The organism is uncultured Roseobacter sp. (genome assembly GCF_947496515.1).
Lineage (GTDB): Bacteria > Pseudomonadota > Alphaproteobacteria > Rhodobacterales > Rhodobacteraceae > Roseobacter.
The window spans coordinates 76,093-93,239 of record NZ_CANMDB010000007.1 but is presented as its reverse complement, the minus strand read 5'-3'; the positions used below and the strand labels follow the sequence as shown (position 1 = coordinate 93,239).

18 protein-coding genes and 1 tRNA gene are annotated in these 17,147 nt (G+C 60.8%); 7 read left to right on the top strand and 12 right to left on the bottom strand.

The genetic code is table 11. From position 1 onward, the window contains the following. Positions 1 to 19 precede the first annotated feature (19 nt). Together Q1A53_RS13695 and Q1A53_RS13690 are read left to right on the top strand one after the other, a co-directional pair. Positions 20 to 616 carry a LysE family translocator gene (locus Q1A53_RS13695; RefSeq protein ID WP_299967700.1) on the top strand — a complete coding sequence of 199 codons (597 nt, stop codon included), beginning with the start codon at positions 20 to 22 and terminating at the stop codon, positions 614 to 616. 64 nt (positions 617 to 680) lie between these two features. Further along, positions 681 to 1,643 carry an acetyl-CoA carboxylase carboxyltransferase subunit alpha gene (locus Q1A53_RS13690; protein ID WP_299967697.1) on the top strand — a complete coding sequence of 321 codons (963 nt, stop codon included), beginning with the start codon at positions 681 to 683 and terminating at the stop codon, positions 1,641 to 1,643. 10 nt (positions 1,644 to 1,653) lie between these two features. Here the strand turns inward: Q1A53_RS13690 and Q1A53_RS13685 are convergent, their stop codons facing one another. The 3 genes from Q1A53_RS13685 to Q1A53_RS13675 form a co-directional block, all read right to left on the bottom strand. Further along, positions 1,654 to 2,136, bottom strand: coding sequence for a GNAT family N-acetyltransferase (locus Q1A53_RS13685; protein WP_299967694.1), 483 nt, complete (start codon positions 2,134 to 2,136; stop codon positions 1,654 to 1,656). Between the two features lie 206 nt (positions 2,137 to 2,342). Further along, entirely contained in the window at positions 2,343 to 2,993 is a 651-nt protein-coding gene (locus Q1A53_RS13680) for a GntR family transcriptional regulator (protein WP_299967691.1), read from the bottom strand. A gap of 31 nt (positions 2,994 to 3,024) precedes the next feature. Then, entirely contained in the window at positions 3,025 to 3,723 is a 699-nt protein-coding gene (locus Q1A53_RS13675) for a SprT family zinc-dependent metalloprotease (RefSeq protein WP_299967688.1), read from the bottom strand. Positions 3,724 to 3,825: 102 nt separating this feature from the next. Here Q1A53_RS13675 and Q1A53_RS13670 point away from each other — a divergent pair, with 102 nt between their 5' ends. Next, a complete protein-coding gene (locus Q1A53_RS13670; protein ID WP_299967685.1) occupies positions 3,826 to 4,158 on the top strand; it encodes a TIGR02300 family protein in 333 nt (110 codons plus the stop codon). Positions 4,159 to 4,234: 76 nt separating this feature from the next. Next, positions 4,235 to 4,310 (top strand) — tRNA-Ala (locus Q1A53_RS13665). Between the two features lie 432 nt (positions 4,311 to 4,742). Here Q1A53_RS13665 and Q1A53_RS13660 read toward each other — a convergent pair. From Q1A53_RS13660 to Q1A53_RS13645, 4 genes are read right to left on the bottom strand one after another with little or no spacing between them, the layout of a single operon-like run. Then, the gene (locus tag Q1A53_RS13660; RefSeq protein WP_299967683.1) at positions 4,743 to 5,546 is read right to left on the bottom strand and encodes a sugar phosphate isomerase/epimerase family protein; all 804 of its coding nucleotides are present in this window, start codon (positions 5,544 to 5,546) and stop codon (positions 4,743 to 4,745) included. Between the two features lie 28 nt (positions 5,547 to 5,574). Further along, entirely contained in the window at positions 5,575 to 6,726 is a 1,152-nt protein-coding gene (locus Q1A53_RS13655) for a dihydrodipicolinate synthase family protein (protein WP_299967680.1), read from the bottom strand. Positions 6,727 to 6,736: 10 nt separating this feature from the next. Then, positions 6,737 to 7,498 (bottom strand): 3-ketoacyl-ACP reductase, encoded by a 762-nt coding sequence (locus Q1A53_RS13650; RefSeq protein ID WP_299967677.1) that lies wholly within the window; start codon positions 7,496 to 7,498, stop codon positions 6,737 to 6,739. After that, a complete protein-coding gene (locus Q1A53_RS13645; RefSeq protein ID WP_299967675.1) occupies positions 7,495 to 8,640 on the bottom strand; it encodes an acyl-CoA dehydrogenase family protein in 1,146 nt (381 codons plus the stop codon). The genes Q1A53_RS13650 and Q1A53_RS13645 overlap by 4 nt, the downstream gene beginning before the upstream one ends. A 136-nt stretch (positions 8,641 to 8,776) precedes the next feature. Between Q1A53_RS13645 and Q1A53_RS13640 the strand changes: the two genes are divergently transcribed. Together Q1A53_RS13640 and Q1A53_RS13635 are read left to right on the top strand one after the other, a co-directional pair. Further along, on the top strand, positions 8,777 to 9,793 hold the full coding sequence (locus tag Q1A53_RS13640; protein ID WP_299967672.1) for an aldo/keto reductase: 1,017 nt from the start codon (positions 8,777 to 8,779) through the stop codon (positions 9,791 to 9,793). Continuing rightward, a complete protein-coding gene (locus Q1A53_RS13635; RefSeq protein WP_299967670.1) occupies positions 9,790 to 10,236 on the top strand; it encodes a MaoC/PaaZ C-terminal domain-containing protein in 447 nt (148 codons plus the stop codon). Before Q1A53_RS13640 ends, Q1A53_RS13635 begins: the two co-directional genes overlap by 4 nt. Before the next feature lie 9 nt (positions 10,237 to 10,245). Here the strand turns inward: Q1A53_RS13635 and Q1A53_RS13630 are convergent, their stop codons facing one another. From Q1A53_RS13630 to Q1A53_RS13620, 3 genes are read right to left on the bottom strand one after another with little or no spacing between them, the layout of a single operon-like run. Then, positions 10,246 to 10,557: a Dabb family protein gene (locus Q1A53_RS13630; RefSeq protein ID WP_299967667.1), complete on the bottom strand. Its 312-nt coding sequence runs from the start codon at positions 10,555 to 10,557 to the stop codon at positions 10,246 to 10,248. Between the two features lie 10 nt (positions 10,558 to 10,567). After that, entirely contained in the window at positions 10,568 to 11,320 is a 753-nt protein-coding gene (locus Q1A53_RS13625; RefSeq protein WP_299967665.1) for an enoyl-CoA hydratase/isomerase family protein, read from the bottom strand. After that, positions 11,317 to 12,888: an acyl CoA:acetate/3-ketoacid CoA transferase gene (locus Q1A53_RS13620; protein ID WP_299967662.1), complete on the bottom strand. Its 1,572-nt coding sequence runs from the start codon at positions 12,886 to 12,888 to the stop codon at positions 11,317 to 11,319. The genes Q1A53_RS13625 and Q1A53_RS13620 overlap by 4 nt, the downstream gene beginning before the upstream one ends. Before the next feature lie 159 nt (positions 12,889 to 13,047). On the opposite strand from Q1A53_RS13620, the gene Q1A53_RS13615 reads away from it, so the two are divergent. Next, on the top strand, positions 13,048 to 13,866 hold the full coding sequence (locus tag Q1A53_RS13615; RefSeq protein ID WP_299967660.1) for an aldo/keto reductase: 819 nt from the start codon (positions 13,048 to 13,050) through the stop codon (positions 13,864 to 13,866). Positions 13,867 to 13,927: 61 nt separating this feature from the next. Here the strand turns inward: Q1A53_RS13615 and Q1A53_RS13610 are convergent, their stop codons facing one another. Beyond that, positions 13,928 to 15,562 carry a GMC family oxidoreductase N-terminal domain-containing protein gene (locus tag Q1A53_RS13610; RefSeq protein ID WP_299967657.1) on the bottom strand — a complete coding sequence of 545 codons (1,635 nt, stop codon included), beginning with the start codon at positions 15,560 to 15,562 and terminating at the stop codon, positions 13,928 to 13,930. Then, positions 15,562 to 17,067, bottom strand: a complete 1,506-nt coding sequence (locus Q1A53_RS13605) for an aldehyde dehydrogenase family protein (RefSeq protein ID WP_299967654.1) — start codon at positions 17,065 to 17,067, stop codon at positions 15,562 to 15,564. The genes Q1A53_RS13610 and Q1A53_RS13605 overlap by 1 nt, the downstream gene beginning before the upstream one ends. Positions 17,068 to 17,147 lie beyond the last annotated feature (80 nt).

The window sequence follows — 17,147 nt, the reverse complement described above, 5'->3', positions numbered from 1 at the left end:
GCACGGTGATGATTGCGCCATGACAACCGAACTCCTCACCGCCCTCGTGCTCTTTGCCTTCGTCACCTCCGCAACGCCCGGGCCCAACAACCTGATGCTCATGGCCTCGGGCGCGAATTACGGCTTCATGAGATCCATCCCGCATATGCTGGGCATTTCCATCGGCTTCGGCGTGATGATCGTGCTCGTCGGCGCGGGTCTCGCGGAGGTCTTCGCGCGTCACCCCGCCAGCTACACGCTCCTCCAGGTCCTCTCCGTGCTCTACCTTGGGTATCTGGCCTGGCGGATCGCGACCGCGGCACCGCTGGACCGGGATGCCAATACGGGGCGGCCCATGACCTTCCTGCAGGCCGCCGCCTTCCAGTGGGTCAATCCCAAGGCCTGGGCCATGGCGCTGACGGCACTGTCCGTCTACGCGCAGAGCCAGACACTCGGCGCCTTTGTGGCCGTGGCGCTCACGTTTGCGACCGTCAACCTGCCCGCCATCACGCTCTGGACGGTGCTCGGCCAGCAAATGGCACGGCTGCTGACCGACCCACGCCGCCTGACACTGTTCAACCGGGGCATGGCACTTTTGCTGATTGCGTCGCTCTACCCGGTGCTCTTTCCCAGCTGACGCCCGCGTTGCATTGCGCGGCAATGCCCGCCATATAACGACAAGAGCAAAAGAAGGCCGACCCGTGACCCAATACATGGATTTCGAAAAACCCCTCGCCGAAATCGAAGGCAAGGCAGAAGAGCTGCGCGCCCTCGCGCGCGCCAACGACGAAATGGATGTGACCGAAGAGGCCGCAGCGCTCGACGCCAAGGGACGGGCGATGCTGGCCGATCTCTACAAATCGCTCTCTCCGTGGCGCAAGTGTCAGGTCGCCCGCCATGCAGAACGCCCCCATTGCCGTGACTATATCGACGCGCTTTTCACCGACTACACGGCGCTTGCGGGTGACAGGAATTTCGCCGACGATCAGGCCGTCATGGGCGGGCTGGCGCGGCTGGGCGACCGCCCGGTCATGGTGATTGGCCACGAAAAGGGCCACGATACGAAATCCAGGATCGAACGGAATTTCGGCATGGCCCGCCCCGAGGGGTACCGCAAGGCGATCCGGCTGATGGATCTGGCGCACCGGTTCAAACTCCCTGTGATCACGCTGGTGGACACCCCGGGCGCCTACCCGGGCAAGGGTGCCGAAGAACGCGGCCAGTCCGAAGCCATAGCACGCGCCACGGAAAAGTGCCTGCAGATCGGGGTACCGGTAATCTCTGTCATCATCGGCGAAGGGGGCTCCGGCGGGGCAGTGGCCTTTGCCACGGCGAACCGTGTCGCGATGTTGGAGCATTCGGTCTATTCGGTGATCAGCCCGGAAGGCTGCGCCTCGATCCTGTGGAAAGACGCGGAAAAAATGCGCGAGGCGGCGGAGGCGCTCCGGCTCACGGCGGAGGATCTCAAACAGCTTGGCGTGATCGAGCGCATCATCGCAGAGCCGCTGGGGGGTGCTCACAGAGACCCCACTGCGGCCATCGCGGCCGTCGGCCGCGCGATCGAGGCAATGTTGGGCGATCTGGACGGTAAGGACGCAGCCACGCTCGTGACCGAGCGACGGACCAAGTTCCTGGATCTGGGCAGCAACGGGCTCGCTGCCTGAGCTGCGGGCTTCAGCCCTGCCGTGTGAGCGCAATGTGAAAGCGCGGCCACGGATCGGCCTGCGGTGCAAATCCCATACGTAAGTAGATGCCGCGCGCCACCTCATTCTCCGGATGCGCGCCAACAGACAGATAGGTGCAGCCTTCGTCGAGCGCCAGATCCTGACCGGCACGGATCAGCGCCGTCGCGACGCCGGTCCGGCGTGCCTTGGTCACCACGAAAAGGTGCTGGACCTCAAGACCTCGCTTGCCAAACTGCAGTTCCGCCACGGGGCAAAGCGCGGCATACCCAACCACTTTTTTGTCCGTCTCCGCGATCAGTACCCGCATCCATGGCCATGGCCCCAGAATATCACGTGCGAGCTCGTCACGGCTGACTGTCGCCACTTCACCATCCGAGGCCGCGAGCTCAGAGATGAGCCCGACCAACAGGTCCAGATCATAGGTCCAGGCGGGCCTGATCCGTCCTTTAAATCGTTTCTTTTTCCGTGCCATTGTAACAAATTACTCATTTAGCGCCCCCCCCGTGGTGCGTACAATTCTATTAAAACGTGAAAATGTGGCATCTTCGCGGCAGGATCTTGTTCAAATTTGACGCGTCTCGCCCGTGACGGATCGGACCAGTCGGGCGGGTATGCCAGCCGCAGCAACGCCTCGGAATACCTCTGACCCATGAAGCAGTCGACGCCACGCGGGTTCTGCTAGCTTGCAAGCATCCGTAACCCTTGGGTGACGTCGGAGCGAACAGCCAGCCGTAGCCCCGGTTCATCGCCCGCGCGCAGCGCCGCGAGGATCAGGCGATGAAACTGCGGCGGTTCTGTCTTGCGCAATCGACCATAGAGTGCCCGCATGGTCGGCCCCATCTGTAGCCAGACAGTTTCAGCCATGGCCAGCATCGCGGGGGCCTGGGCCCGCAGGTAGAGCGTGCGGTGAAACTCCAGATTGGTCCGGATGTAGCTGGCAGCATCGCGGTGCGCGACCGCCTCCGCGATGGTGGTATTGATCATCTGCATGCGCTCGATCAGGGCCATATGTGCCCGGGGCAAGGCGCGGCTGGCCAATTCAACCTCGAGCAGAGCACGCAGTGCCGCCAGCTCTTCGATGCGCTCGTTGCTGAGCTCCGGTGTGGAGACGCGACCGGAAGACGACATGGTGAGCGCGCCCTCCGCCACCAGCCGCCGCACCGCCTCGCGCGCGGGCGTCATGGATACGTTGAACTCCCGGCCGATCCCGCGCAGGGTCAAGCCAGCACCGGGGGGCAGATCCCCCTGCATGATACGACTGCGCAGCGCGCGGTAGACACGATCGTGGGCCGCTGTCGCGGCATCGACGGGACGGGGGTTCAGGATCATGGGGCGAGTGTGATCACAAGGCGCCGGATGGTCAAGCGGGCGGCGCAAAACGGTAGCGGTGCAAATCCCCACCGTTCGTTCTCAGCCATTTCCGCGGTTCTGCGTATGCGCCGTATAACCGGGTCACCTGATCCCAGAACGCCGGCGAATGGTTCATCTCCCTAAGATGCGCGACCTCATGGGCGGCAACGTAGTCAAGTACCTCCGGCGGGGCAAGGATCAGCCGCCAGGAATACATCAGCCGCCCCGTCCCGGTGCATGACCCCCAGCGAGAGCGCGTATCCCGCAGGGTGATGGCCGTATAGGGCTTTCCCAGCTTTGCAGAATAGCGATCCGACGCCGCCGCGAGGCGCGTTCGCGCCAGCCCCCGCAAATGTGCCGCCAGCCTGGGTCCTACAGTGTTTGCAGGACCCGGCACCTCCACTATGCCATCGGTTATCCGAATGCGCCTCTGTGTGCCCGTCACGACGTCGTGCAATCGTCCGCTGATCGGCACCTGCGCGCCGATCCCCATCACCACATCGGCGCCGCGTTCGGCAAGGTGCTTGCGGATCCAGCTTTCTTTTTCGCGCGCGAAACTCAGCGCCTCGCGCTCGGGCACCCGTGGTGGCAAGGTCAGCGTCACGCGCCCGTCCAGTTGCGAAATCCGCAGGGAGATCCGGCGTGCCCGGGCCGAGCGGCGCAGCACCAGCGGGATCGGTGGATCACCCGCGAGGATATTCTGGGACATATTGGTTCTCCACGGCGGGGGCGGGGCCTTTACAGCCCTCGTCTCATATGGCACTTGGCCTGGATCATCACCATCAAAACCGTAATTGCAAAGGGGGTTTTCATGCCCAACGAAGAATGGGGAACGAAGCGCCTCTGCCCCACATCCGGCAAACGTTTCTATGACCTCAACAAGAACCCGATCGTCAGCCCCTACACGGGTGAAGTGGTCGAGGTTGATCTGAGCAAGTCGCGTATGATCGCGGCCGATGCAGAAGACGCGGCTTCCGCCAAAGCAAAAGCCAAGAAAGACGACGAAGACGCGGTGCTCGAAGATGACGCCGATGATGTGGATGTCGATCTGGGCGATGATCTGCTGGACGACGATGAGGACGACGACGACAACGTACCGCTCGAAGAAATCGCGGATGTGGCAGCCGAGGACGACGACAGCTGACCGGAAAAAACGCGCGGATCAGGGTGCTTTTGCGCTTGATCCTGACCTGCGTAGCGCCTATTCAGCGGCGCATGATGGGGCCTTAGCTCAGCTGGGAGAGCGCCTGCATGGCATGCAGGAGGTCAGCGGTTCGATCCCGCTAGGCTCCACCATTCCCGAAATCCTGGCATGTAATGCACTCGGACGCGGGGGTGTTGTCTGCGACGCAAAACCATTTATCTCGTCATATGTGGATGGCGATGGAAAGGCGCATTGATTGGCTGTCTTTCGGGCCCGGAAGTACACCTTCGCTTTTCCATGGTGAAGATGACCAAGGTCAAAATGAAATATAAATTTCGCTGAGCCGAAGGCCGCCCGCCGATCTGGCCGCAACAGTATCGTAGAGGTCATAGACCGTATCGACGCAACGTAGCACCGAAACCCAAGCCCTGCGGCCAACCAGCTAACTTCACCGGGATCAATGCGGTTTTGGATGCACGCCGGTTGGTTTGGCCTTCAAAGGTTGCCTTGGCATCGGCGCTGGAACGTTTATCGGATCGCGGCTCGTCTCACTCGTCATCGAACCGATACCGGCCCGCGTCTCTTCAACAGACCTTCCTGAAACGCTCCACGATCAGGTCCAGCACCTCTTCAGGCTCCGTACTCCACCATTTCTCGCTGAATATCTCGACTTCGCAAAATCCCTCGTATCCGGCCCCCTCGACCAGGCCGCGCAGGGTCTTCAGATCAGCCACGCCATGGCCCATCATCCCGCGATCCAGCAGCATGTCAGTTGTGTCTTCCAGCCAGTCACACAGATGAAAGCCTAAAATCCGCCCCTCGGCGCGACGCAGACTTTCGCTCAGCAAACGGTCCCACCAGACATGATACACATCGACGGCAACGCCCAGATGGTCCAGACCGACCATGTCGCACACCGCCAAGGCGTCAGCCACGGTAAAAATGCACGTCCGGTTGCCGCCAAACATGGGGTTCAGGGGTTCCAGTGCCAGCTTGACCCCCCGCTGCCCGGCGTAAGGTGCCAAGATCGACAGACGCTCGGCCAGTCGCTTCTGGCTTTCGAGCACGCCCGTGGTGCCCGGCTCTGTCCCGCCGGTCACGATGGTCAGGACAGGGGCCCCCAGAGCAGCAGCCATGTCGATGCTGGCCTTGACCTCATCGTCTGATCCCGCGTCCCGCCCCGTGAGATATGGCGTCCTGCACAGACCGACAACCTGCATATCCGACGCCCGTACACGGTCGCCGATCTGCTGGGCGCGACCCCCAATTTCGCGTCGCCAAAACACGACGCCGCCAAAACCACGCGCAGCGCAGGCATCAATCACCTGTTCCGGCGACCACCCCGCGCCGCAGCCCTTCATATTGTGACCCAAAGTGGCAGTGTTCAACGCCAACGCGCTGTGGTCATTTGAGAAATCACGCAATGCCGTAAAGCCCCAGCAGGCGTTTCATCCGGGCGATGGCCAAATCGGGATCACGGAGCAGCCCGCAGGACTCCGCCTGTTTGAAGATCGTCACAAAATCCGGCAACGGTCGCGCCGCTTGCGCCCCGTTGAGCATGATAAAATGCTCCTGAAAGCCGTTCAACCACGCCAGAAACACCACACCGGTCTTGTAGTGCTGGGTCGGTGCGCGGAAAATCTGGCGCGCCATGGGCACGGTCGGATCAAGTGTGGCGCGAAAGGTGTCTCTGTCCCCCTCCGACAGTTTCGACACAGCATACGCGGCCGCCACCGCCAAGGGATCAAAAATTCCCAACAGCGCATGCGAAAAACCTTCGTCGTCGCCCTCGATCAGTTCCGGGTAGTTGAAGTCATCACCGGTATACATCTTTACCCCTGCTGGCAGACCCCGCCGCATGGTGATTTCCTTGTCCTTGTCGAGCAATGAGATTTTGATCCCGTCCACCTTGGCAACATTCGCCTCGATCATTGCAAGACAGGTTTCCATACAGTCCTCGAACGCCTCTCCGCCCCAATACCCCTCCAGCGCGGGGTCAAACATCGGCCCAAGCCAATGCAGCACAACCGGGGCATCGCAGGCGTCCAGCACCTTGGCATAGACCTCGAGGTAGTCGTCGGGCGACCGTGCAACCCGCGCCAGCGCCCGCGAGGCCATCAGGATGATCCGACCGCCAACTGTCTGAATGGCCTCGACTTGTTCGAGATAGGCCGCTGTCACGTGATCCAGCGAGCCCGCATCATCGGGGTGTAGCTGATCGGTACCGCAGCCATTGAACACCAGCGCATCGGGCAGTTCCGCCTTGGTACGGGTTATCAGCTCCAGCGCGCCCTTCCAATCCAGCCCCATGCCGCGCTGTGCGGTATCCATCGCTTCGGCGATACCCAGCCCCAACCCGTCGAGATGGCGGCGGAACGCCATTGTGCTTTCCCAGTCCACCGATGCAGCGCCGTAAGGGTCGGCAGCTGCAAACGGATCAGCAACCACGTGAGCCGCCGAAAAAACCACCCGCGCCGATGCAGGTGTCAGCGTGGCCTCGGCAATCGGGGTACCGGTCAACCGGTATTCGGTCAAAGCACCGTTGGTGTCGGGCAAAGATATCTTCATGGGGTCACCTTCAGAAACGCGGGACAAGCATTCCGGCATCCGCCGAAATCGTCTGACCGGTCGTATAGGGGAGTTTGCCCGTGGCCAGCGCGGCGATGATATTGCCCATGTCCTCGGGTTGGCCGATCCGCGGGAATAGGGTCAACCCATCCCGGGCGCGCTGCTCATACTGCGCGATCACGGGCGCTGTCATGTCGGTGGCGATCAAACCAGGCTGCACATCGTAAACGGCAATATTTTCGGGACCCAAACGGACGGCGAGAGTTTTCGAAATCATCGCTGCAGCAGCTTTGGACACACAGTATTCAGATCGGGGTGCGGCGACCGCGACCGCGTTGGACGAGGTGACGTTGACGATAGAACAGAAGCCTGACCTGTCGCGCGACAAAAGCCGCCTGGCAAAGGCCTGGCTGAGGAAAAACATTCCCTTGCTGTTCACCGCCATGCAGCGGTCATAGCTCTCTTCACTCACGTTCAGCATATCGCCGCGCTGCATCACCCCGACCCCTGCATTGTTGACCAGTGTGGTCAGCGGGCCGATGGCATCCTCTACCGTTGCGAGAGCGGCGTCATGGGCTGCGAGATCAGTCACATCAAACGGCGCCGCGACGCAAGGCACGCCAATCGCCTCGATCCTGTCCACAGCCGCGCGCAGCTCCGCGTCATCCTCAGGAGCGTTCAGGGCAATGGCCACGCCTTCGCGGGCCAATGCCTCTGCTGTCGCCAATCCGATCCCCCGCGATGAACCGGTCACAAGCGCAGCAAGGGTCATGGGGCGGCTCCTTTGGACATCAATTCGCGGGCGATGATCATCCGCTGGATCTGGTTTGTGCCTTCGTAAATCTGCGTGATCTTGGCATCGCGGTAAAGTCGCTCAACCTCGAACCCGCGGATATAGCCGGAGCCGCCAAAGACCTGCACCGCATCGGCAGAGCGCGTCACCGCCATGTCCCCAGCAAAACACTTCGCCATCGAACAGGCCTTGGTGGCGTCTGCCCCCATATCGAGTTTATGAGCCGCCGAATGGACCAGCAGTCGCGCGGCCTCGACATCTTTGGCGATGTCGGCCAACAACCACTGAACCCCCTGAAAATCAGCGATGGGCTTTTGGAACTGCCTGCGTTGTGCCGCGTACTCCACCGCGGCCTCCAGCCCCGCCTGGCCGATCCCGACCGCGAGCGCACCGATCCCGACGCGGCCCTTGTCCAACACAGACATCATCATGTGAAAACCGCGTCCCTCGACGCCGAGCAATGCTTCTGGCGGAAGTTTCACATCGTCAAAGTTCAAGGGTCCCACCTGTGACGCGCGCTGACCCATTTTATGCTCCTTGGGTCCACGGGTCACGCCGTCTGCGTGAAAATCCACGATAAAGATCGACATGCCGCGATGCCCCGCGTCCACGTCCGTGCGGGCCAGAACAAAACCGACATCTGCCACGGGCGCGTTGTGAATCCAGATCTTGCCCCCGTTCAGCACCCACCCGTCCCCGTCCCGCGACGCGGTGGTGCGAATGCCCGATACATCCGTCCCGGCCTCGGGCTCTGTGATGCAATAGGCGACCTTCTTTTTCGCGGCCAGAATCTGCGGCAGCCAGTGATCGCATTGCGCTGGCGTGCCATGGGCCACCAGCAACGTGGAAATCAACTCTACCAGCCCGCATTGATCGGCAATCGACGCATAGCCGCGCGATAACTCTTCCATCACCACGGCATAGGCCACCGTGTCAAAACCCGGGCCGCCCATGTCTTCGGGCACGCAGATACCAAACAGGCCAAGCTCGGCCATCTGATCGTAAATCTCGGCCGGAAACCGTTCCTCATGATCCAGTGCCTCTGCAACCGGGCGGATCACATCATCGGCAAAACCACGCGCCATGTCGCGGACCTGCTCGTGTAGTGCGCTGAAATACATGAGGCTCCCTTTGGCATTTGTAACCATTCAGTTACTTTTAGGAAGGCCACAGAACCGCGTCAAGCGATTCAATACTTGATCTTGATCCAAAGCTGCGACACAGTTAACCAATTGGTTACTTACGGGAGGGTGCGATATGGATCCATCGCATAAGAACAGATTTGGCCACGTGGACCTTGAGGTCACCGCTTTTGGCTTTGGCACCGCCCCGGTTGGCAACTTCCTGCGCGAAATCGATAACGAAACCTCTACTGCGATGTTCGATACCGCGTGGACCGCTGGCGTGCGGATCTATGACACCGCCCCGATGTATGGTCACGGCCTGTCGGAGCTGCGCACGGGCGAGGCGCTGCGCTGGAAAAACCGCGATGATTTCGTGCTTGCCTCCAAGGTCGGGCGCCGCCTCGTGCCGGCCCCGCGCAACCAGATCGACTTTACCCCTTGGGTCAATGCTGCCCCCAATGTGATGGAGTTTGACTACACCTATGACGGCACCATGCGCGCATTCGAGGACAGCCTGCAAAGGCTGGCGCTGGAGCGTATGGACATCGTCTTCATCCACGACATCGATGTCTTCACCCGTGGCGACGAGCAGCCCGAGGTTTTCAAACAGGCGATGGACGGAGCCTACAAGGCGCTGGAAAAGCTGCGTGACGAAGGCGTGGTCAAGGCAATCGGTGTCGGCGTGAACGAATGGCAGGTGTGCCAGACCGCACTGGAACAGCGCGACTTCGATGCGTTTCTGCTGGCGGGCCGTTACACGCTTTTGGAACAGGACGCGCAAGATACCTTCCTGCCCCTGTGCGAGGAACGTGGCGCAGCCGTGCTTGTGGGCGGCGGTTTCAATTCGGGCATTCTCGCGACCGGCGCCAGGGAGGGTGCAAAGTACAACTATACCTCCGCGCCGCCCGAGATCATGGAAAAGGTCACCAGGATCGAAGAGGTCTGCGCCGATCACCACGTGCCGCTGCCCGCTGCCGCGCTGCAATTTGTCGTAGCGCACCCTGCTATTCCATCCTTCATCGCTGGCACCCGAAACGTCGATCAGCTGCGGCAGAACCTCAAATGGTTCAGCCATGAGATCCCGGCTGATTTCTGGGGCGAGCTGAAGCATAAGGGCCTGCTGCGCGACGATGCGCCCGTGCCCGCGTGACCCTGAAACCGGGCCTATACGGGTTCGCCCATCTCTCTCCCGGTGACCGGATCAGGACCACCGGCAGACCGATTACCGCCGCGATGATCGACGACTTTGCCGAGCTCAGCGGCGACCGCTACGCCATCCATATGGACGATGCCGCAGCACAGGCGCGGGGCTTTGCTGCGCGCGTTGCCCACGGGTTGCTGATCCTGTCCTTGATTGACGGGTTGAAGAATACCGCCCCTGCCCGCATTGACGCGCTGGCCTCCCTGGGCTGGACGTGGGATTTCACTGCGCCGGTCCATGTCGGCGACATGATTACTGCCACATTTCAGGTTGCCGAAAAACGCACCACCTCCTCAGGCAAGCGAGGCATTGTGATCCTGGATGTCTCTGTCACCAACCAATCGGGAGACGTGGTTCAATCAGGCCAGAATCGCCTCATCTTTGATCTCTAGGCGACTGGCTCAAACCTCTACGTCACAGACAAACACACCACCCGCGCCACCCTCGAGGTGCTCAACAATGCGCCCGCCAATGGCCTGATGCGTGGCATCCACCAGATAGGCATCGCGGACGGCCACATCCCTAAAATCAAACCAGAACATGTCGAGGAAGCCGCGGACCAGTGGCGTCTCAACCGACACATTCTCGCGATGTTGAAAATCGAGTATGCCGTCGATATGCCCTGACAGGCCCGCAAGAGCATCATAAAGCGCCTGTTTCTGCGGATTGCTCACATCGCTGCGAAACCGCAGATGAACAAAGTGACGGATCATCGAAATCTCCCTAAAATTTTGGCGGGCGCTTGGCGAGGAACGCGGCCAATCCCTCTTGCAACTCTTCCGTCCCCGCCGCGATGCGCCCGGCCAGCGCCTCGAGCACGCGTTCGGGATCTTCGCCATCGGCGGCATTTACCAGCATCTTGGTCAGCTTGGTGGCCTGCGGTCCGCGGGTGCAGACCTTTTTCGCGATCGCATCCGCCTCTGCCGCGCCCTGCCCTCTGGGGACGACCCTGTCCACGATGCCAAGCGCCTGTGCTTCCATTGCCGTGAATACCTCGCCCATCACCGCCATACGGCGCACCGCCTGTGCGCCGAACCGACGGACCGCGCGCTGCGTGCCGGACCAGCCCGGGATGATCCCGAGCCCAGTCTCGGGTTGACCGATCTTGATGTGATCCTCTGCAATGCGGATGTCCGCGCAGGCGGCAAGCTCCAGTCCACCGCCAAGCGCATGGCCATCCAGCACCGCGATCACCGGCACCGTCAATCGCGCGAGCGCGTCAAAGGCCAGATGTCCATCGCGCACCCAATGATCCCCGAAGGCTTCGGCAGATTCACCGGACCACGCCTCAATGTCGCCCCCGGCGCAAAACGCTTTGCCGCCGCCGGAAAGGATAACCACGCGCGCATCGCTGCGTTCAATCTGGCGGCAGCGGGCAATCAGGTCGTCGCACATCGGGGCCGTCAACGCATTCAGCTTTTCGGGCCGGTCCAGCACCAGCCGCGCCACATGCCCGGCAACTCTCAGATCAATCATGCGGACAGGCGCCCGGCCAACCCGATCGGGGGCTCGCGAAACAATGCCGCATCCATTTTCTTGAGATCATTGGCCGCATGCAGACCGGTGCCTGCCTGATCCAGAATATCACGCTCCAGTTCGATCCCGGGCGCAATCTCTGTCACAACCAACCCGCGGTCTTCAAGCTTCATCACACAGCGTTCCGTTACATAGGTGATATCCTGACCTTGTTCGACCGCCCGCTTGCCGGAAAAGGAAACCTGATCAACGGTCTCCACGAATTTCGCGATCTTGCCCTCGCGGTCGATGACAAGCGCGCCGTCCTCAAGCCGCATCTTGGCACCGGCGTTGAACATGCCTGAGAAGACAATCTTTTTGGCGCGTGATGTGATGTCGACAAATCCACCCGCCCCGGCGGTGCGGTGGGGTGTTGCCGACAGGCGGGACACGTTGACAGAGCCGTCCGCTCCGACCTCCAGGAACGACAGTAGCGAACAATCGAAACCACCCGCCTGAAAATAGCAGAACTGGTGCGGCGAGGCGACAAAGGCTTCGGCATTGGCGGAGCATCCGAACTTGAAATCCAAAAGAGGTACGCCACCGACCGCACCCTGTTCGATCATCCAGGTGACATCGCCATGGCATCCCTCTTCGACAAAGATGCGCGGCACATTGGCGGAAATACCGAAACCGATATTCACGGCCCAGCCAGGTTGCATCTCGGTGGCGACACGGCGGGCGATCACCTTGCCGATATTGAACTCTGCGTTCTGAAAGCTGTCGACGGGCCGGATCAACTCGCCCGAAATCGCAGGATCATATTGGGTAGCAGTGGTTTGAAGCTGGTCGGGTGCCTCGACGATCACATCCACCAGAATACCCGGAACGGTCACATCATGCGCCCGGATCGACCCGGCCTTCGCCACACGTTTGACCTGCGCAATCACCGTACCGCCCGTGTTCCGCGCCGCCAGCGCCATTTCCATTGCGCCTAGATAGGCTCCTTCATGTTCGAAGCTCAGATTGCCCCGCTCATCCGCCGTGGTCGCCCGGATGATGGAGATCTCTGGTTTCAGCGCCTTGAAGTATAGCCATTCCTCTCCGTCAAATTCCCGCACCTCCACGATAGACGTCTCGCGGGCCAGGTCATTCATGGCACAGCCCTCCAGGCGCGGGTCTACGAACGTGTCCATGCCCACTTTGGTCAGCACACCAGGTCGTTTCGCAGCGCCCTCGCGCAGCATGTCGAACACGATACCCGAAGGCACATTGTAGGCCGCAACCTCGTTGGCGACAATCATCTGCCAGATCAGCGGTGGCTCTGCCTTTGTTGGTCCACTTGGATAGGATCCGCCAATCACCCGCGCCAGACACCCCTTTTTAGCGATATGGTCGATCCCCTTCGTCCCAAAGAAGTCCCCGGCGGCAATCGGATGGATCGTGGTCAAGTTACGCGGCGCGCCCGTTTCGTCAAACCGGGCACCAATTCCGGCCATCACCGCGTCGGGGCAACACAACCCGCTGGACGAGTTCACGGCCACAACAGCCCCATCCGGGATGAGGTCAGCGGCTTCCCGTGCAGACATGATTTTCGGCATTGTTCCTCCCTACCTCATAGCAGGCGCGCGTAAGTAACCATACAGTTAATTGAATATGGCGCGAAATTACGGCTCAGGCAAGAGCGATTACCACTGGCGTTTAAGTAACCATTAAGTTACTTAAGGAATACCGAAGAGGAGGCTTCCATGAATATCTATTTTCAAAAAACCCACCAGCGGTCCTTTGGTACCTATCCGCTCACGGGGGACGAGTGCCGTGACGCAATTCTCACCGCCGCCGAGGTCGGGTATCGCAGCTTTGACACCGCGCAGATGTACCGCAATCAGGCCGAAACCGGTGCCGCCCTGAAGGAAACCGGGATCTCGCGCGACGCGCTATGCATCACAACCAAAGTTGAAAACGACAATTTCGAGGAAAGCAAATTCCTCGCTTCGGTCGAGGCAAGCCTCAAAGATCTTCAGGTTGACTACGTTGACGTGCTGCTGCTGCACTGGCCTCCGGCGGATTTCCAGATCGAAAGCCCGCTGAAACTGTTGGAGCAAGCGCACGCCCACGGTCTGACCCGCAATATCGGTGTGTCAAACTACACCGCTCAGATGATGCGCGACGCCGTAAAGATAGTAGAGGCACCGATCGTCACAAACCAGGTGGAGTTTCATCCGCTGCTCAATCAGGACATCCTGCTGGCCGCAGCATCCGAAACCGGCATTCCGCTGTCGTCCTACTCATCCGTCGCCCGGGGCGAAGTCTTCAAACATCCGGAGTTTGCGGAGATCGGTGCTGGATATGGCAAGACGGCCGCGCAGGTGGTGTTGCGCTGGATCCTGCAAAAGGGTGTCAGCATCAACACCATGTCCACCAAACGCGAAAACCTGACCGCCAATTTCGACATCATGGACTTTACGCTGTCCTCGATCGATATGGACAAAATCGACGCGCTGACCCACACGAACTACCGGATCGTGAGCAAGGACCTCGTGCCATGGGCGCCTGATTTCGACTAGGCCGACCTGGCACCCTTTCGAAAAGGGGTGCGGGCGCCGGTAACGTCACCGGCGCGCGTCGTCAAAGCGCCTGTCCTTCCGGCAGCGTCATCGACCGGTTTCCGCGAATGAGGTCAGACGCCTTTTCGCCAATCATGATTGTGGGCGCGTTGGTATTCGACCCGATCAGCGACGGCATCACCGAACTGTCGCAAATCCGCAACCCATCCACACCGCGCACCCGCAATTGGGGGTCCACGACCGCCATCGGGTCACTGTCAGCGCCCATCTTGCAGGTGCAGGTCGGATGATAGGATGTGCGCCCGTACTGACGCGCATAGGCCTCAAAATCCCCTTGGGTCTTCACGCTGTCATCCGGGAACCGGATCTTGCGAATGTGCTTTTGCAACGATGGTTGACTGAATATCTCCTTGCTGATTTTCACCCCTTCGACGGAGGTCCCGAGATCACCTGGGTGCCCCAGGAAATTGGGGTCCACCAGCGGTAAATCTTTTGGATCAGACGAACGCAACCGAACCGTACCGCGCGACTTGGGCCGCAGAGTATAGCTGTTGAGCGTGACACCGGATGAGCCCGGAGAGACGCTTGGCACGCCTGCTTCGGCCCCGGCACCGGCCAGAAAGTGAAACTGCAAATCGGGCGTCGGTGCCTCGTGGTCCGCATACCAGAACGCACCACCCTCAACCACGTTGGACGCAACGGGCCCGGTTCGATTCAACAGATATTGCAGCCCGGCCCACATCGCCCAATGCGGTTTGTTGTATTTGTCCAGGCTTTGGTGTCCGGTCAGCTCAGCCACAATATCGATCCCGAAATGATCGGTCAGGTTTTCGCCGACACCCGGCAGGTCCTGCACAACATCAATGTGATGTTCGGCGAGATGCGCAGCCGGTCCTATCCCTGACAGTAGCATCAGCTTGGGCGTCCCGATGGCCCCCGTTGTGAGCAGCACTTCACTTTCGGCGCGCAAGGTCTCGGTTCCTGTCCTGTCGGACCAGGCTTCGACCCCGATGGCGCGGTTGTTTTCTATCAGTACCCGGCGAACAAAGGCGTCGGTCCGGACGGTCAGATTGGCGCGTTTCTTGACCGGGTTCAGATAGCCTACCGCCGCCGAACATCGCCGTCCGTTTCTGGTGGTCGTCTGATAGGCCCCCGCACCGGCCTGCACCGCGCCGTTGAAATCGGGGTTATAGGGGATGCCCAGTTCCTGACAGCTTTGAACGAAGGCGCTTGTCATGGGTTGCGGCGCCAGGCTGGACACCCCAAGCGGGCCGTCCGTGCCGTGCCAGTCACCCGACAGAAAGGTGTTCCCCTCGGACCGCAAGAAATACTTTTGCACATCCTCGAATGCCCAGCCGTCACAACCTTCCTCCTGCGCCCACCGATCGTAGTCAGCCGGTATGCCCCGGGTGAACACCTCGGCGTTGATCGACGATCCACCACCAATCACCCGCGCCTGCGCGTAGGGAATCTCGCGATTGTTGGCGTGTTTTTGTGGCACAGTGGTGAAGCCCCACGTATGCGGCCCGGTCGTCATCTTGGCAAAGCCCACCGGCATGTGGATCAGCGGATGGCGATCCGTGCCGCCCGCTTCCAGCAGCAACACCGAGCAATCGGGGTTCTCGGTCAGCCGGTTTGCCAGAACACAGCCCGCCGATCCGCCGCCGACAATGATGTAATCGAACCCGCTTGCCATCAGCCGTCGACCCACGGGCTGCGCTTGCCGATCTCGATATGGGTGGATTTAACCTGTGTGTATTCTTCTACGCCCATCATGCCTGCCTCGCGACCCCAGCCGGATTGCTTGAACCCCCCTAGCGGCAATTCGGGTCCGCCCGAGAGCGTTGTATTGACCCAGAACCGACCCGCCTTGACACGCCGGGTGACGGTCAGCGCCTTGTCGATGTTCTTGGTCCAGACACTCGCGGCGAGGCCGTAGACCGTATCATTCGCGATCGCGATCGCGTCGTCCACCGTGTCGAACTCCTGTACCGTCAGGACGGGGCCAAAGATCTCGTCCCTGGCAATCGCCATGTCGCCGGTGACACCCGTGAACAGGGCCGGGCTCACGTATTGGCCCATCCCCAGGTCCAATTGCTCGCCACCGTAAGCAAGGGTCGCGCCTTCTTCCTGTCCTTTCGCGATATAGGACATGATCACCCGGTTCTGGGCATCGGTTGTGATTGCCCCGGCCTGCGTGTTCTCGTCCAGTGGATCGCCAATGCGGATTTTCGACATCTTGTCGGCAACAAGCCTGGCAAACTCATCCGCCACGGACCGCTCAACGATCAGGCGCGATCCCGATACACAGCATTGACCGGTGTTGAAGGCAATGCCAAAGGCAACCCCATCCGCTGCATCCTCAAGGTCCGCATCGGCAAAGACGATCTGCGGGTTCTTGCCCCCCAGCTCCAGCCCCAGCTTCTTGAAATTCGACCGTGCGGAAGCCTCGACACACAAGCGACCCACCGCAGTTGATCCGGTAAAGGACAACATGTCGATGTCCATATGCTCCGTCATCGCAGTGCCCACAGTGCTGCCCGGTCCGGTCACCACATTCATCACGCCATCGGGCAGTCCGGCTTCGGTCAGGATCTCGGCCAGCATGAGCGTGGTCGCGGATGTCATCTCGGATGGTTTGGTCACCATCGTGCAGCCCGACGCCAGAATATAGGGCACCCGTTCGCACAGGATCAGGAACGGGAAATTCCACGGCGTGATCAGCCCCACAACCCCCACGGGTTCCCGTGTCACCAGCCCAAACATGCTGTCGCCCAGATTGTTGAAGCTGTCTCCGTGCAGCGCGCGCGCCAGACCGGCGGCGTATTCGAACATCCCGATGCAACCCGTCGCTTCGCCCCGCGCCTGCGCGATGGGCTTGCCGTTCTCAAGGCTCTCCCAATAGGCGATCTCGTCCAGACGGGCGCGCATGATATCCGCAGTTTTCAGCAGCACAGCCGCACGGTCCGCACCCGAAAGGCCCGACCAACGGCGGTCTTCAAACGCTTCACGCGCGACGGCCACGGCCATGTCCACATCCTGGGCAGAACACGTCGGGATGCGCGTCACCGGCACACCATGGCCCGGCGACGCGCGCTCAAACACCTCCCGCTCTCCGGCGGCCACGGGTTGCCCGCCGACGTAAAAACCGAATGTGCGGGGTTCGGGCGGGGGCGTGCGGGTCGAAGTCTGCGTATCCATAGGCCTGTCCTCCAGAGCAGAGGAGCCTTGAGGCACCCCATAAGTAACTATTTGGTTATACCGTACTGCGAACGCACTCC

Bases quoted from the DNA above. Each gene is read 5' to 3' on its own strand.
- Q1A53_RS13695 (WP_299967700.1), top strand. From the start codon at position 20: ATGACAACCGAACTCCTCACCGCCCTCGTGCTCTTTGCCTTCGTCACC.
- Q1A53_RS13685 (WP_299967694.1), bottom strand. From the start codon at position 2,136: ATGGCACGGAAAAAGAAACGATTTAAAGGACGGATCAGGCCCGCCTGG.
- Q1A53_RS13680 (WP_299967691.1), bottom strand. From the start codon at position 2,993: ATGATCCTGAACCCCCGTCCCGTCGATGCCGCGACAGCGGCCCACGAT.
- Q1A53_RS13675 (WP_299967688.1), bottom strand. From the start codon at position 3,723: ATGTCCCAGAATATCCTCGCGGGTGATCCACCGATCCCGCTGGTGCTG.
- Q1A53_RS13670 (WP_299967685.1), top strand. From the start codon at position 3,826: ATGCCCAACGAAGAATGGGGAACGAAGCGCCTCTGCCCCACATCCGGC.
- Q1A53_RS13655 (WP_299967680.1), bottom strand. From the start codon at position 6,726: ATGAAGATATCTTTGCCCGACACCAACGGTGCTTTGACCGAATACCGG.
- Q1A53_RS13650 (WP_299967677.1), bottom strand. From the start codon at position 7,498: ATGACCCTTGCTGCGCTTGTGACCGGTTCATCGCGGGGGATCGGATTG.
- Q1A53_RS13645 (WP_299967675.1), bottom strand. From the start codon at position 8,640: ATGTATTTCAGCGCACTACACGAGCAGGTCCGCGACATGGCGCGTGGT.
- Q1A53_RS13640 (WP_299967672.1), top strand. From the start codon at position 8,777: ATGGATCCATCGCATAAGAACAGATTTGGCCACGTGGACCTTGAGGTC.
- Q1A53_RS13630 (WP_299967667.1), bottom strand. From the start codon at position 10,557: ATGATCCGTCACTTTGTTCATCTGCGGTTTCGCAGCGATGTGAGCAAT.
- Q1A53_RS13625 (WP_299967665.1), bottom strand. From the start codon at position 11,320: ATGATTGATCTGAGAGTTGCCGGGCATGTGGCGCGGCTGGTGCTGGAC.
- Q1A53_RS13620 (WP_299967662.1), bottom strand. From the start codon at position 12,888: ATGTCTGCACGGGAAGCCGCTGACCTCATCCCGGATGGGGCTGTTGTG.
- Q1A53_RS13615 (WP_299967660.1), top strand. From the start codon at position 13,048: ATGAATATCTATTTTCAAAAAACCCACCAGCGGTCCTTTGGTACCTAT.
- Q1A53_RS13610 (WP_299967657.1), bottom strand. From the start codon at position 15,562: ATGGCAAGCGGGTTCGATTACATCATTGTCGGCGGCGGATCGGCGGGC.
- Q1A53_RS13605 (WP_299967654.1), bottom strand. From the start codon at position 17,067: ATGGATACGCAGACTTCGACCCGCACGCCCCCGCCCGAACCCCGCACA.